A 14,888-nucleotide genomic window follows, 5' to 3' on the forward strand; every position below is an offset into this window, starting at 1 on the left:
ATTAAAATGATTCAAAAAAACAAACGCTTTACGAAGCATTTTTCTATACTCCTCTTATTGATAGTAGTTTTGTTCTTTATCAATATTAGTTTAGGATCGGTAACCATACCTTTAAAAGACCTAGTAAATTCCATTTTTGGTGGAGAAGTAACAAAAGAAAGCTGGAAAACCATCATCATCAATTTTAGAGTTCCAAAAGCTATCACTGCTGTTTTAGTGGGCTCTGGCCTTTCTATTTGTGGTTTACTAATGCAAACCTTATTTCGGAATCCATTGGCTGGACCATTTGTACTAGGTATTTCTTCTGGAGCGAGTCTGGGTGTGGCATTATTAATTTTAGGAGCCAGTGTATTTGGCGGTGTTTTTGTAAGCCTAACCTACTCTAGCTGGGCTTTGGCGATAGCTTCTTTTGCAGGGGCTGCCTTGGTGTTGTTTGCTGTATTAATTGCTGCAAAAACAGTTAGAAACACCATGTCTATTTTAATTATAGGTCTTATGTTTGGTAGCCTAACATCTGCAATCATTAGTGTGTTGGCTTATTTTAGTGAAGCTGCACAAATACAGCAATACATGTTTTGGAGTTTTGGAAGCTTAGGCAACCTTAGCTGGAATGAAATAGGTGTATTTGCCAGCATCTATTTTGTGGGAATCGCTTCTGTTTTTACCATTATAAAACCGCTAAACAGCTTTTTATTAGGAGAGCATTACGCAAAGAGTTTGGGGATGAATGTCAAAAAAGTAAGACTCATAATTTTGATTATCACCAGTTTATTAACAGGTGTGATCACTGCCTTTTCTGGACCAATTGCATTTATTGGTTTGGCTGTACCGCATATCGCTAAAATGATTTTTAATAGCTCAAATCATAAAATTTTAATTCCGGCCAGTGCCATTTTAGGCGGTATTATTTTGTTAATTTGTGATATCATTGCTCAATTACCAACCAGTGAATTTACCTTGCCGATAAACGCGATAACCTCCTTATTTGGAGCACCAATCGTTATTTGGCTCTTGGTAAGGAAAAAGAAAATCTACGTGTAGCCACTTATAAGATAGAAATTTGAAAACCAAAGAAGAACATATCGTACTCTGCACCAAAGAACTGACTATAGGTTACCGGCAAAAAAAGCAAGAAAAAATTATTGCAAGCAATATCAACCTTAGCATTCAAAAGGGAAAATTTGTAGCCTTGTTGGGTAAAAATGGAATTGGAAAATCGACCTTATTACGGACACTTTCTAAAGTTCAACAACCACTAAATGGGCTTATTGAATTAAATCAGAAAAGCCTTACAAAACACACAGATAAAGAACTTGCAACTCTTTTGAGTTTGGTTTTAACAGAGCGCTTACCAGAAAGCCAACTAACTGTCATAGAATTGGTTGCCTTAGGAAGACAACCCTACACCAACTGGATTGACAAACTTGCCAAACACGATTTGCAAAAAATACTGTGGGCCATGGAGCAAACAGAAGTAGCTCATTTAAAAGATCATCATTTTTACGAGTTAAGTGACGGACAACTACAACGTGTTTTAATTGCTAGAGCCTTAGCTCAGGATACAGAAATCATCATCTTAGATGAACCTACTGCGCATTTAGACATGCATCACACTTTTAAGGTTTTTAGCTTGTTAAAACGATTGGTAACCAATACCAACAAGACCATTATCATCTCTACTCATCAGATCAACCTCGCTGTAGAATTAGCAGATGAACTCATCTTAATGAATGAAGAAGGCATACAGAGTGGCGCCACTGACCAACTGATTGAAAAGGATGTTTTAAGCAGCTTATTTCCTAAAGAATTCATAAATTTTAACAAAAAATTACGACAATTCTCAATCAACAAAGACAATTAGTTTGTCTATATTTGAATCTCTTAGTCTAAAAATTATTAAGAACAACTAACCTAAATTAAATTATAAAATCCAATGAAAAAACTACTCCTCTCTGCTAGTTTACTCGCTTTTATAGCGTGTAGCACTAGCAAAAGCGCAACCAATGATACGGATGCCAATGTTGACTACGCTGAAAAATTTGCGGCTAGTATAACAGACAAAGATTTAGCGAAACATTTATTTATCTATGCTGGTGATGAATTTGAAGGAAGAAACACAGGTGAGCCTGGACAAAAGAAAGCAGCTGAATACTTAAAGAACTTTTATGTTCAACAAGGAATTGCTTCACCATTAGGAGGTGATGATTATTTTCAGCCAGTACCTGCTGAATTTTTAAATGCCAGAAAAAGGAGAGTTCCTTTAAAAGCATCTGAAAATGTAGTTGCCTTTATCAAAGGTTCTGAAAAGCCAGATGAAATTGTCGTAATTTCTGCTCATTTAGATCACGAAGGGATTAAAAATGGACAAATTTACAACGGAGCTGATGATGATGGTTCTGGAACTGTCGCTATTTTAGAAATTGCTGAAGCATTTCAGAAAGCGGTAAAAGCAGGAAAAGGTCCAAAACGTTCAGTTTTATTTTTACACGTAACTGGTGAAGAAAAAGGTTTATTAGGCTCTAGATATTATGTTGAAAACCCAATATTCCCTATTGCAAATACAGTTTGTGATTTAAATATTGATATGGTAGGAAGAGTTGATGATAGACATAAAGACAATCCTAATTTTGTATACTTAATAGGATCTGATAAATTGAGTACTGATTTACACAACATTTCTGAAGCTGTAAACACAAAGTACACCAAAATCGATTTGGATTACAAATACAATGACGAAAACGACCCTAACAGATTTTACTACAGATCTGATCATTATAACTTTGCAAAATACAATGTTCCAATTATTTTCTATTTTAACGGAACCCATGCAGATTACCACAAACCATCTGACACACCAGATAAAATTAACTACCCAATGTTACAACAAAGAGCTCGTTTGGTTTTCCATACAGCTTGGGAAGTTGCAAACAGAGATGCTAGACTTGTCGTAGACAAACCAGTAGAAGTTAAAAAATAAGATCTTATTAAACAGAAAAGCCGAGCAGATTGCTCGGCTTTTTTTGTTTTGCTTGTAACAAATACACAACTACAAGAGTCTTATAGGCAGCTTTATTTTTTAAATACTTATTTTTACCTAATTAATTTATTGATCTTATGAAACGCAGCTTCTTTTTTCTATCTTTTTTATGTTTTTTTGCTTGTTCTAATTCTAAAAACTCTCCTAATTTTATTGAAAAGGTGACAGGTAAATACCTGTTTAACTCTAACGAATCAATAGAAATTTACTTTTTAGATAATGAGTTAAAGGTAAAATGGAGAGGCAATGATAACATTAGCCCTTTAAAAGTAAATGACAGTACTTTTTACGTCCAAGAGATGAATGAAAAAATCGTATTTGTTTTAAAGCCTAAAACACATATAGTTCTTGCAGAAAAAAGAGAACACAAAGGAAAAAAATACCTGTTTGAAAAATTACCTGACGGACAAAAAACACCCCTAGAATATTTATTAAACAATGAATATAAAAATGCCTTAGCTGGGTACTTAGCAATTCAACAAAAAGACTCACTAGACAAAACAATTAGTCAAAGAACACTTATTACCTATGGTTTTGAAGCCATGAATGAGAAGAAAATGGACCTGGCTATTAATATATTTAAAATTAACACTGTCCTTTACCCTACACAATCGAATGGATTTAACCGTTTAGGAAGCGCATATTGGAGAGTAAAAGACACAAGCAACACCGTTAAAGCATATAAAAAAGCCCTTTCTATCAACCCAGAAAATAGTGAAGCAAGTCGCTTTTTGAAGAAACATAAATTTGAATAGCTTGAAGCATTTAAAATACCCTATTGGACAGGTAAATATCCCTACGGATATTTCTGAAAAAGATTTAGAAAATTGGATTTCGACAATCGAACATTTTCCGACAAGATTGCAAAATCTTACAAATGATTTATCAGAAGAGCAATTAGATACTCCGTATAGACAAGGAGGTTGGTCAATTAGACAAGTAGTACATCATTGCTATGATAGTCACCACAATAGCTATACACGTTTTAAATGGGCACTTACAGAAGAGCAACCTTTAATCAAAGCCTATTATGAAGATCGCTGGGCAGAATTGTTTGACTCTAAATTAGCTCCTATCTCATTGTCAATTAATGGGATTATAGCTTTACATGCAAAATGGACTTATCTTTTAAAAGGTTTAAATGAAACAGATTTAAACAAGATGTTTATCCATCCAGAAACAGGCAAAAAAAACAGTTTAAAAGCAACTATTGGTGTATACCATTGGCATTGCAATCACCACTATGCGCATATTGAACAGCTTTGCATTCGAAAAAATTGGAAATAATACCTATCTTTAAGTTTTAAAATAGCCTATTCTAATGAAAACAGCAAAAGAATGGTTTGATGAATATGCAGTAAGTCATCAAAACCAAACCAATAAAACGATCCATTTTATCTGTGTGCCTGCAATATTTTTTAGCATCTTTGGTTTGTTAATGAGCATCCCTACAAGCTTTTTAGAAGGGCGTTTTGGCTTGTACAATCCTCTCTTAGAAAACTGGGCTGCGATGGTAGCTGTTTTTATGCTCCTTTTTTACCTTAGGTTGGGTTTTTGGCATTTTGTAAACATGCTACTTTTTACCTGCCTGGCAATTGCAGGAAATTATTGGCTTAGCCAGCAAACTTCTTTGTTTTATACATCTTTAATAATTTTTGTTCTTGCTTGGATTGGACAATTTTATGGACATAAGATTGAAGGTAAAAAGCCTTCATTTATCAAGGATTTACAATTTTTATTGATTGGTCCACTTTGGGTGCTTCAAAAAATTGGACGAAACAACTAAATGTGTTAGCATGAAACAAAGCATAACCTTTGATGATTTTTTAAAAGTAGATATTAGAGTTGGTACTATTATAGAAGTCAATGATTTTCCTAAAGCAAGAAAACCCGCCTACCAACTAAGAATAGATTTTGGTGATTTGGGAATCAAAAAATCGAGTGCTCAAATTACAGATCTATATACCAAAGAAGATTTGCTTAACAAACAAGTAAGTGCCATTGTTAATTTTAAGCCTCGTCAAATAGCAAATTTTATGAGTGAGTGTTTGGTTTTAGGAGTCTACAACAAGAACAATGAAGTTGTATTGCTTGAAGCTTCTGCACCAATTAAAAATGGTGAGCAAATATCCTAACGATCTGGATTGTTTAAGATTACCAAAGCTCCGATAACGCCAGGAATCCATCCGCAAAGCGTAAGCAAACAAATAATGATAAAAGAACCACAGCCTTTACCTATTACTGATAAGGGTGGGAAAATTATTGCCAACAACACTCTAAAGATACTCATCGCTTTCTAATATTTATATACTTAAAAGACGGTAAGTTTTAGTTTTTGTTACACCTCTAGGTCTATTTTTTTAAAAAATTAAAGTAAAAAAGGCAGCGTTTAGATCAACGCTGCCTTTTTATATTCTTAACAAGAATACTAGTGCTCACTACATTTTATCAGCAAAATAAATAGCATTCATTAACAATTTATTGGTTCCAAACCAAAATGCTCTAAAGTTAGTGTTATCTGTAAAAGCGATAACTCTTCCTCTACCAGATCTTTGCACTTGAAAAGGCACAGTATTACCAATCACTTTTAAGTTCTCTTTAGAAATATACCCAGCTAATAAAGGATTCGCTGTGTATTGAATTGGATTGTTGTAATTTCTTGAATTTGCCTTGATAAAAGTTGTCGAATTTCTAAACATTGGCAATTCGTCATTCTTATATCCAAAGTTAATAGGATGAGACAAATCTAACTTTGTATTAAAGATAGCACCTCCGACTACCTGCGCTCCAGACAATAAACTTCTATTCTCAAAAGAAACAGGAATGTTTGGTGATTTTGATGATACATACTCCAAATTCATAAACTTATTAGATGATAACCATCTAACAGCTCCTCTATAACCAATTAGAACTCCACCGTTTCTAACCCAAGCCTTTAAATCATCAGCTCCAGCTTTACTAATACCACCTCCACTAGGGAAGATAATTGTAGAATACTTGCTTAAATTAACTCTTCCAACACGAGATACATCTAATTTAGTTACTGTTATATCAAATCGTTGGTCAAACAAATGCCAGATTTCTCCTGCATCACTACTAGAGATTCCGCTTCCTACTAATACAGCAATCTTTTTCTTACTGATATCACTAAAATTATTACTTCCTAAATCAACACCATCATTTAATCCTGTGCTAGTTCCAAATATATCTAAGTAACTTTCTTTGGCAACTTTGTTTAAAAAGGCATACAACTCACCAGAATTTAAGCTCTGATTTTGAACAGGAATAAAAATAGTTCCGTAATCGTATTTTTTATTTTCGTTTTTAAACTGCTTTAAACCAACTTTAGCACGGATTCCTTTTTCCAAAATCATGTTTAATGCCTTTGGTGAATAGTACTCGTTCCATGGCATTAAATATCCGTAGTTGCTAATTTTTGACACCTTACCAGTTGGCAAAGTTAAATTGGTTACTTCTTTTCCAATTCTACTTGTAGAAACCTCTTCTTCATAATCTAAGTTAAACGCTAATGGAAATGTCCAAGCAGAAATATCATAAAACAAGCTATCGGTAAATTTGGTAGTTTTTTGGAACATCGCTTTTACCAATCGGTTGTTTTTTTGATCCATTGGGATAATAAAACTATATCCTTTTTTGTAAGTTTTTCCCTTCGATGTAAAATCAGATTTTACTTCATTAAACTTAATATGTTGTCTTTTTAAGATTTCTGCTAAGTGATAGGTTCTTGCAGCATCTTTTTCGTCTCCAAAAACAATAGCTTTTGCTTTTGACCCTTCTTTATAGGCTTGCTTATAAAAATCTTGTTGATACTTTAAAATCTTTACACGCATTGCTTGAGCAGCTGCCAAAGTAGACAAGGCTGCAGTAAATTGATTTCTAACTGTAAAAGGGAATGTGATAATTCCGTTAACGCTTTCTTGAGCATGTCCTCTAGAACTCGCTTGTTCAAATAAGATTCCAATACTTCCGTTTACATCTGGAAAAGTAGATCCTTTACCATAATAAAAATCATCAAAGCTTTCTTCAGAATAATACATAGATCCTAATTTATCAAACGCTTTTGCGTGATAATTACCAATTTCTTTAGTAAGGTCTTGATTAAGCTGTGGAGTTAAAGGATTGGTTCTTGAAGGAATTCCTGGTTGAAAAAAGAAACTTGAGTTGGTTCCCATTTCATGGTGATCTGTTAAAATATTTGGCAACCATTTGTGGAAAGTCTCAATACGTGCACGACTTTCTGCCAATTGTACAGGCAACCAGTCTCTATTCATATCAAACCAATAGTGATTGGTTCTACCTCCTGGCCAAACTTCACTATACTCTCTATCGTTTGGATCTGGATTGATGTTTTTTGCTTTATTGGTATTTGCCCAATAAGCAAAACGCTGTAATCCGTCAGGATTAAATGAAGGATCAAATAAGATAATAGTGTTGTCTAACATGTCCTCTATCTCTTTACCTTGGCCAGCAGCTAGATAATAAGCAACTGCTAAAGCAGCGTTAGAACCACTTGGCTCGTTTCCGTGAATAGAAAACCCTTGATTTACCACTATAGGCAAATTAGACACATCCATGTTTGGATTTTCTGTAAGCGCCAAGTGTTGCTTGCGAATATTTTCAAGGTTTTGATGATTTTTTGGCGATGTAATTGTTAATAACAATAAAGGTCTGCCCTCATAAGTGGTCCCTCTGTTTTCTATAGAAATACGATCAGAAGAAGCCGCTAAAGCCTTCATGTACTCAGCTAGCTTATCATGAGTAATATGCCACTCACCTACTTCATGGCCTATGACAGACTTCGGTGTTGGGATTTGCTGATTGTAACTAATGTTTTGTGGAAGGTAATACGACAAATCTATTTGCTGAGCAGAAAGACTTGCAGTAAAAAATGCAATTAATACTAAAAATTTTCTCATTGGTTGTTTGTTAATTTTTATAAAAATAAACCCACAAGTTATAAAAACAATATTGAACTTCAAAGGGTTATTTTTATTCAACAAAACACCCACAAGTTTCTAATATTTAGCTTAATTTTACTTGTAGTCACCAATCAATGATAAAATGATAAATGAGTAAGAATGCAGCTGTTTTATGGACAGGAGGAAAAGACTGTGCTTTGGCCTTTTACAAGAGTCAATTAGAGGGTCACAATATTAAGTTACTTGTTACTTTTACTCCCAAAAACCCTGTTTTTAAAGCACATTCTTTGGCGCTTATAAAATTACAAGCAAAAGCTATTGATCTTCCACATCTTAGTATCGTCATTGATCAACCAATAAGAGACAGTTATCAAAAAAATATTTCACTTTTAAAACAGCAGCACCATATTGATGTTTTAATTACAGGTGATATCGATCAAATAGACAATCACAACAATTGGATAGAAGATTGTTGTAAACCATCAGGAATGCTTGTACACAAGCCTCTTTGGAAGCTTGAACGCGAAAGTATCTTAGACCAATTGATCTCAAATAATTTTGAAGTGATTTTTAGCCTGGTTAAAAAAGATTTAGATTTAACTGATTTTCTAGGACATAGAATTACAACAGACCAAATTGATCAGCTTAAAAAAAATAAAAACATAGATCTTTGTGGGGAGAACGGAGCCTATCATACTATGACGCTTAACGCACCTTTTTTTACTAAAAAAATAGTGCTTACATCTACTATAAAAGAAGACAATGAGTATGCATATCTTTGTATACAAAGCACAAAATTAGAAGAAAAATAATCATCAATGACGGTAGAAGACACATTAGACGATTTAAGACAAATACTTGAGGGAGCTTTGCATGTTGATGCACTGCATAAAGCCATCTACGCAACGGATGCTTCTGTATATAGAAAAACTCCCTTGGCCGTTGCTTACCCCAAAAACATAACTGATATTCAGAAGTTGATTGCCTATGCAAGCGGCAATAATAGTACATTAATTCCGAGAACTGCTGGGACTTCTTTAGCGGGGCAATGTGTGGGTGATGGTATCGTGGTAGATGTTTCAAAACATTTTACACAGATTGGACACTTAGACTTAGAAGCAAAGACCATTGAGGTAGAACCAGGTGTAATTAGAGATGATCTAAATCGATTTTTAAAACCTTATGGGCTATTTTTTGGACCAAACACATCTACCTCTAACCGTTGTATGATTGGTGGAATGGTGGGTAACAATTCTTCTGGGAGTACTTCTATTCGCTATGGGGTTACTAGAGACAAGGTGATTGCTATTGATGCTATTTTAAGCGATGGGTCTTTGGTAAATTTTACTGAGATTAGTTCAGAAGATTTTATAAACAAAACTCAAGAAGAAACGCTAGAAGGGACTATATACGGGAGTATCTATAAAGAATTAATCTACGATTCTGTTCAAGAAGAGATAAAGAAAGAATTCCCGAAAGCTCAAATCCACAGAAGAAATACAGGCTATGCAATTGATGAACTGCTTCACTCTGATTTATTTGGAGGAAAAGAGCCTACAATAAACCTAGCTAAACTTTTAGCAGGTAGTGAAGGTACCTTGGCTTTTTCTACTAAGATCACCTTACAATTAGATGTAGTAGCACCCTCAAAGAGCATTATGGTTTGCTCGCACTTTACAAGCATAGAAGAAAGCTTAAAGGCAACCTTGACTGCCATGAACCACGAGTTATACAACTGTGAGTTAATGGATAAAGTAATCTTAGATTGCACAAAAAACAATAGAGAACAAGCGCAAAACAGGTTCTTTTTACAGGGTGATCCAGAGGCTATCTTAATGTTAGAAGTAAGTTCTGAATCAGAAGAAGATGTAGAGACCTTAGCCAATAATTTAATAGCAGATTTAGAAAAAAACAACTTTGGTTATCATCATGTTAAAGTGTATGGGGCTGATATAGAAAAGGTTCACAAACTAAGAAAAGCTGGCTTGGGATTACTAGGAAATATGATTGGAGACCAAAAGGCAGTTGCATGTATTGAAGATACTGCGGTCGCCTTAAAGGATTTGCCTAGCTATATTGATGAGTTCTCAAAAATCATGGAAAAATATCAGCAAAAAGCAGTCTATTATGCGCATGCTGGTGCTGGAGAATTACACCTACGACCAATTTTAAACCTAAAAAAACAGGCCGATGTTGTATTATTTAGAAAAATTACAACTGAGACCGCTGCATTGGTAAAAAAATACCAGGGCTCTTTTAGTGGAGAACATGGAGATGGTATTGTAAGAGCCGAGTTTATTCCATTAATGATAGGTGAAGCTAATTATCAATTATTACGTCGTATAAAAAAGAGCTTCGACCCTAAGGGTATTTTTAATAAAGGAAAGATTACGGATGCTTTTAAGATGGACGAGAACCTTCGTTATAAAGTTGATAGAAAAGAACCCCAAATTAAAACATTGCAAGATTTTTCTGATAATGACGGAATTCTTAAACTCGCTGAAAAATGCAACGGATCTGGAGATTGCAGAAAACCAGTTGAAGCAGGTGGAACCATGTGTCCAAGCTACAGAGCTACCAAAGACGAAAAAGACACCACTCGCGCAAGAGCCAATACGCTAAGAGAGTTCTTAACCAACTCTAAAGAACAAAATAAATTTAATCATATTGAATTAAAACAGGTCTTTGATCTTTGCTTAAGTTGTAAAGCTTGTGCTTCTGAATGCCCTAGTAATGTTGATGTTGCTGCTTTAAAATCTGAGTTTTTATATCAATACCAAGAAACCAATGGTTATTCATTTCGAAGCAAGTTATTTGCCAATAATGTAAAGTACAACAAGCTTGGCAGTATGTCTCCTTCAATAACCAATGCTCTTTTGAGTACAAATTTGGCGAAGGCTCTAATGGGAATTTCACAAAAAAGATCAGTACCTAAATTAGCTTCTAAAACATTAAAGCACTGGTTTGACAAACGAAGTATCAATTTAAATAAAAAACCTACTAAAAAAGTATATCTTTTTAACGATGAGTTTACCAATTACTACGATGTTGAAATCGGTAAAGATGCCATTATAGTTTTAGAGAAACTAGGCTATAGTATTACTGTTTTAGATCACAAAGAGAGTGGTCGAAGTTTTATATCGAAAGGTTTTTTAAAAGAAGCAAAACAAGTTTGCAATGACAATATTCGCATTTTTAAAGACCTGATTACTGATGATACGCCATTAATCGGCATTGAACCCTCTGCAATTTTAACTTTTAGAGATGAATATATAAGGCTTACTGATAATCAAACAGCAGCAAAAAATATTGCGAAAAATGCCTTTACAATTGAAGAGTTTATTCAAAAAGAATTAAAAGCAGGACAGATTAATACTGCGTTGTTTACCAAGAATGTAAAGGAGCTTAAAATTCATGGACACTGCCACCAAAAAGCGCAATCAAGCACCTCTGCAAGTTTTGACATGTTAAATATTCCAACCAACTACTCAGTAACTATTTTAAACACTGGTTGTTGTGGAATGGCTGGTAGTTTTGGCTACGAAAAAGAACATTATCAATTGAGTATGCAAGTTGGTGAAGACAGCCTTTTTCCTAAGGTACGCAAATGCAGCAGTACAACAGACATTGCTGCTTCTGGAACAAGTTGTAGACATCAGATCTTTGACGGAACAAAACGAATTGCAAAACACCCTATTTCAATATTAAAAGAGGCCTTTATAGATGCTAATTAATATAGAAGTGTTTTCTTTACAAGAATTATTTTATTTTATAAATTAGCAAAACCAAAAGCTTAGAAAAAACAAACATGAATCGCACAAAAATCTTACTTAAAAATTCGTTACTTATAACGGCTTGCATGATTGCATATTTCTTTTTTTTAAGAGGTTTTGGGTTTGACGACCAACCTAGACTAAGAATTGTCAATGCTCTTTTTTTTGTAATTGGAATTAACAATGCCCTTCGAAGCAATATTTTATTAAACAACGAAGATATCTATTGCAACAACCTTATTTTTGGTATTAAAACAGGTTTGGTTACCATCGTTTTTGCTTTAATATTTTTAATATTTTATGTAAATTATATCCAACCGAGTTTTATAGAAGTTTTACAAAACACATTCTTCTTCTGGCAAAACAACTTTAGCTTTCCATTGATTCTTATTGTACTTTTTATACAGGGCATCTTAGCATCAATCCTTATCAGTGCCTTATTGATGCTCTATTGGAAAAAACAAGTCTTTAAAGACTAAAAATTACTTCAAATTTAAAAGACTGTTTTTTATAGTCTCTATCTTAGCTAAGGTATCAGCCTCCTTCTTGCGTTCAAGGGCAATTACTTGTTCTGGTGCATTACTTACAAAACGCTCATTTGATAGTTTCTTTGAGATCCCAAACAAGAAGCCTTCAGCTCTTTTTAACTCTGCAGTTAATTTTTCTACCTCTGCTTCTACATCAATATTATCGACAGAAATCGGCACAAAATACTCATTTGATTTTACTCTAAACGAAGCGCCATCAACACTATCAGTTACATACGTAATTGAAGAGGCATTGGTTATTTTTTGGACAACAGTATCCAAAGTTTTTGGTGCATTCTCATTGTTTACTACAAAAATTTCGACAGCATCTTTGAATGCAATATTTTTATCTTTTCTAATGGTCCTAACTCCAGAAATAACATTTGCCGTAAAATCAAAATCTGAAATAATGTTAGCATCAAAAGAACTCTGAACTGGATAACTTGCTACAATTAATGCTTCATCAGAAGAACGCTCTGTAATGTGTTGCCAAATTTCTTCTGATAGAAAAGGCATAAAAGGATGCAATACTTTTAAATTGTTTTCTAAAACTTTGGTGATCGCATCAAAGGTAGTTTTATCAATAGGTTTTTGATATGCAGGCTTTACAATCTCTAACAGCCATGAAGAAAAATCATCCATGATTAATTTATATATCGCCATCAAAGCATCTGACAAACGGTATTTACTAAAGTGATCTTCTATTTCTGCAAGGGTCTTTTGAAATTTAGCCTCGTACCAAGCCAAACCAATTTTTGCAGTTTCTGGTTGAGGAATACTAGGGTCTACCTCCCATCCTTTGATCAACCTAAAGGCGTTCCAAATTTTATTTGCAAATTGTTTTCCTTGTTGACACAAAGCTTCATCAAACATTAAGTCATTTCCTGCTGCAGAACTCAAGAGCAATCCTACTCGAACACCATCAGCACCATAATCCTCAATTAGTTTTAAAGCATCAGGAGAATTCCCTAATGATTTTGACATTTTTCTACGCTCTTTATCACGTACCAAACCTGTTAAATAGACATTATTAAAAGGTTTCATGTCTTTATATTCATATCCTGCAATAATCATTCTTGCTACCCAGAAAAATAAAATATCTGGACCTGTTACCAAGTCATTGGTAGGATAGTAATACTTAATTTCTTCATTCTCAGGATTGCGAATACCATCAAAAACAGACATAGGCCATAACCAAGAAGAGAACCATGTATCTAAGGCATCATTGTCCTGACGTAAATTTTGAGTTGTAAGTTTTGAGTTTTGAGTTTTCTTTTGCGCTAAAACTAATGCAGCTTCAATATTTTCTGCCACAACAAAATCTTCCTTACCATCACCATAGAAGTAAGCAGGAATTTGTTGCCCCCACCACAATTGACGAGAGATATTCCAATCACGGATGTTTTCCATCCAATGACGGTAAGTGTTTTCGAATTTCTTTGGATATAAATTGATTTCGGCATCTTCACCTAAAACAGCTTCGATTGCTGGCTTTGCCAGCTCCTCCATTTTTAAAAACCACTGATCTGATAACCTTGGCTCTATAACGGCTTTTGTTCTTTCTGAAGTTCCTACTTTATTTAAATGCTGCTCTATTTTAACTAAAAATCCTTTTTCTTCTAATTCTTTAGCAATTTCTTTACGGACTACAAAACGATCTTTCCCTTCATAATGCAATCCAAAAGAGTTTAAAGTTGCATCGTCATTAAAGATATCAATTACCTCTAATTGATGCCTATCTCCCAAAACCTTATCATTCTCGTCATGGGCAGGTGTTACTTTTAAACAACCTGTTCCAAAATCGATATCCACATAGGTATCTTCTATAATCGGAATGCTTCGGTTAGACAAAGGAACTATGGCTCTTTTTCCTTTTAAATGTGTAAAACGTTCATCGTTTGGGTTGATACAAATTGCCGTATCACCAAAAATTGTTTCTGGCCTTGTCGTAGCAATTGTTAAGGTATCTGTGCTCCCTTCTATTTTGTACTCTAAATAATATAAATTACCTTGTTTTTCTACATGAATAACTTCTTCATCAGAAAGTGTTGTTTTAGCTTCTGGATCCCAATTTACCATTCTGTATCCACGATAAATTAAGCCTTTATTATACAAATCAACAAATACCTTGATAACAGATTCAGACATTGCTGGATCCATCGTAAATGCCGTTCTATCCCAATCACAAGAACAACCTAATTTTTTTAATTGCTCTAAAATAATACCTCCGTATTCATTTTTCCATTCCCAAGCATGTGCTAAAAACTCGTCTCTAGTTAGATCGTTTTTATCAATTCCTTGCTCTTTTAACTTCGCTACTACTTTTGCTTCTGTAGCAATAGATGCATGATCCGTTCCAGGTACCCAACAAGCGTTTTTTCCTTGCAAACGAGCACGTCTAATTAAAACATCTTGAATCGTATTATTTAACATATGACCCATATGCAAGACTCCCGTTACATTGGGAGGTGGAATCACAATAGTATACGGTTCTCTACTGTCTGGTGTTGAATGAAAATAATTGTTTTTCATCCAATAGGCATACCATTTATTCTCTACTTGATTAGCATCATATTTTGATGGAATTGTCATACTTTGGCTTAGTTTTTGA

General features: G+C 34.2%; 13 protein-coding genes. 10 read left to right on the forward strand and 3 right to left on the reverse strand.

Annotated elements, in window-relative coordinates:
- The first annotated feature begins 6 nt into the window (after positions 1-6).
- The 7 genes from WHC90_RS03605 to WHC90_RS03635 all read left to right on the forward strand — a co-directional run bounded on the left by WHC90_RS03605 (position 7) and on the right by WHC90_RS03635 (position 5,172).
- Positions 7-1,041, forward strand: coding sequence for a FecCD family ABC transporter permease (locus WHC90_RS03605; RefSeq protein WP_188599364.1), 1,035 nt, complete (start codon positions 7-9; stop codon positions 1,039-1,041).
- Between the two features lie 19 nt (positions 1,042-1,060).
- Positions 1,061-1,861: an ABC transporter ATP-binding protein gene (locus WHC90_RS03610; protein WP_188599363.1), complete on the forward strand. Its 801-nt coding sequence runs from the start codon at positions 1,061-1,063 to the stop codon at positions 1,859-1,861.
- 72 nt (positions 1,862-1,933) lie between these two features.
- Positions 1,934-2,977 (forward strand): M28 family metallopeptidase, encoded by a 1,044-nt coding sequence (locus tag WHC90_RS03615; RefSeq protein ID WP_188599362.1) that lies wholly within the window; start codon positions 1,934-1,936, stop codon positions 2,975-2,977.
- Positions 2,978-3,114: 137 nt separating this feature from the next.
- Entirely contained in the window at positions 3,115-3,792 is a 678-nt protein-coding gene (locus WHC90_RS03620) for a tetratricopeptide repeat protein (RefSeq protein ID WP_188599361.1), read from the forward strand.
- A 1-nt stretch (position 3,793) separates the two neighbouring features.
- Positions 3,794-4,324, forward strand: a complete 531-nt coding sequence (locus tag WHC90_RS03625; protein ID WP_229664944.1) for a YfiT family bacillithiol transferase — start codon at positions 3,794-3,796, stop codon at positions 4,322-4,324.
- 34 nt (positions 4,325-4,358) lie between these two features.
- Entirely contained in the window at positions 4,359-4,823 is a 465-nt protein-coding gene (locus tag WHC90_RS03630; protein WP_188599360.1) for a DUF962 domain-containing protein, read from the forward strand.
- Positions 4,824-4,833: 10 nt separating this feature from the next.
- Entirely contained in the window at positions 4,834-5,172 is a 339-nt protein-coding gene (locus WHC90_RS03635) for a tRNA-binding protein (protein WP_188599359.1), read from the forward strand.
- Here WHC90_RS03635 and WHC90_RS03640 read toward each other — a convergent pair.
- Both WHC90_RS03640 and WHC90_RS03645 read right to left on the reverse strand, forming a co-directional pair.
- Entirely contained in the window at positions 5,169-5,327 is a 159-nt protein-coding gene (locus WHC90_RS03640; RefSeq protein WP_188599358.1) for a YqaE/Pmp3 family membrane protein, read from the reverse strand. The two genes, WHC90_RS03635 and WHC90_RS03640, sit on opposite strands and share 4 nt — an antisense overlap.
- A 148-nt stretch (positions 5,328-5,475) precedes the next feature.
- Positions 5,476-7,974 (reverse strand): M14 family metallopeptidase, encoded by a 2,499-nt coding sequence (locus WHC90_RS03645; RefSeq protein ID WP_188599357.1) that lies wholly within the window; start codon positions 7,972-7,974, stop codon positions 5,476-5,478.
- Between the two features lie 152 nt (positions 7,975-8,126).
- Between WHC90_RS03645 and WHC90_RS03650 the strand changes: the two genes are divergently transcribed.
- From WHC90_RS03650 to WHC90_RS03660, 3 genes are all read left to right on the forward strand, one after another.
- Positions 8,127-8,789 (forward strand): diphthine--ammonia ligase, encoded by a 663-nt coding sequence (locus tag WHC90_RS03650; protein ID WP_188599356.1) that lies wholly within the window; start codon positions 8,127-8,129, stop codon positions 8,787-8,789.
- A gap of 6 nt (positions 8,790-8,795) precedes the next feature.
- A complete protein-coding gene (locus tag WHC90_RS03655; RefSeq protein WP_188599355.1) occupies positions 8,796-11,711 on the forward strand; it encodes an FAD-binding and (Fe-S)-binding domain-containing protein in 2,916 nt (971 codons plus the stop codon).
- Positions 11,712-11,836: 125 nt separating this feature from the next.
- On the forward strand, positions 11,837-12,229 hold the full coding sequence (locus WHC90_RS03660; protein WP_340820260.1) for a hypothetical protein: 393 nt from the start codon (positions 11,837-11,839) through the stop codon (positions 12,227-12,229).
- A 3-nt stretch (positions 12,230-12,232) separates the two neighbouring features.
- On the opposite strand, the gene WHC90_RS03665 is transcribed toward WHC90_RS03660, so the two are convergent.
- Complete coding sequence (locus WHC90_RS03665) at positions 12,233-14,869, reverse strand: valine--tRNA ligase (protein ID WP_188599353.1); 2,637 nt, start codon at positions 14,867-14,869, stop codon at positions 12,233-12,235.
- Between the last annotated feature and the right edge of the window lie 19 nt (positions 14,870-14,888).

Origin of the sequence: Polaribacter pacificus, assembly GCF_038024035.1 — a bacterium.
GTDB lineage: Bacteria > Bacteroidota > Bacteroidia > Flavobacteriales > Flavobacteriaceae > Polaribacter > Polaribacter pacificus.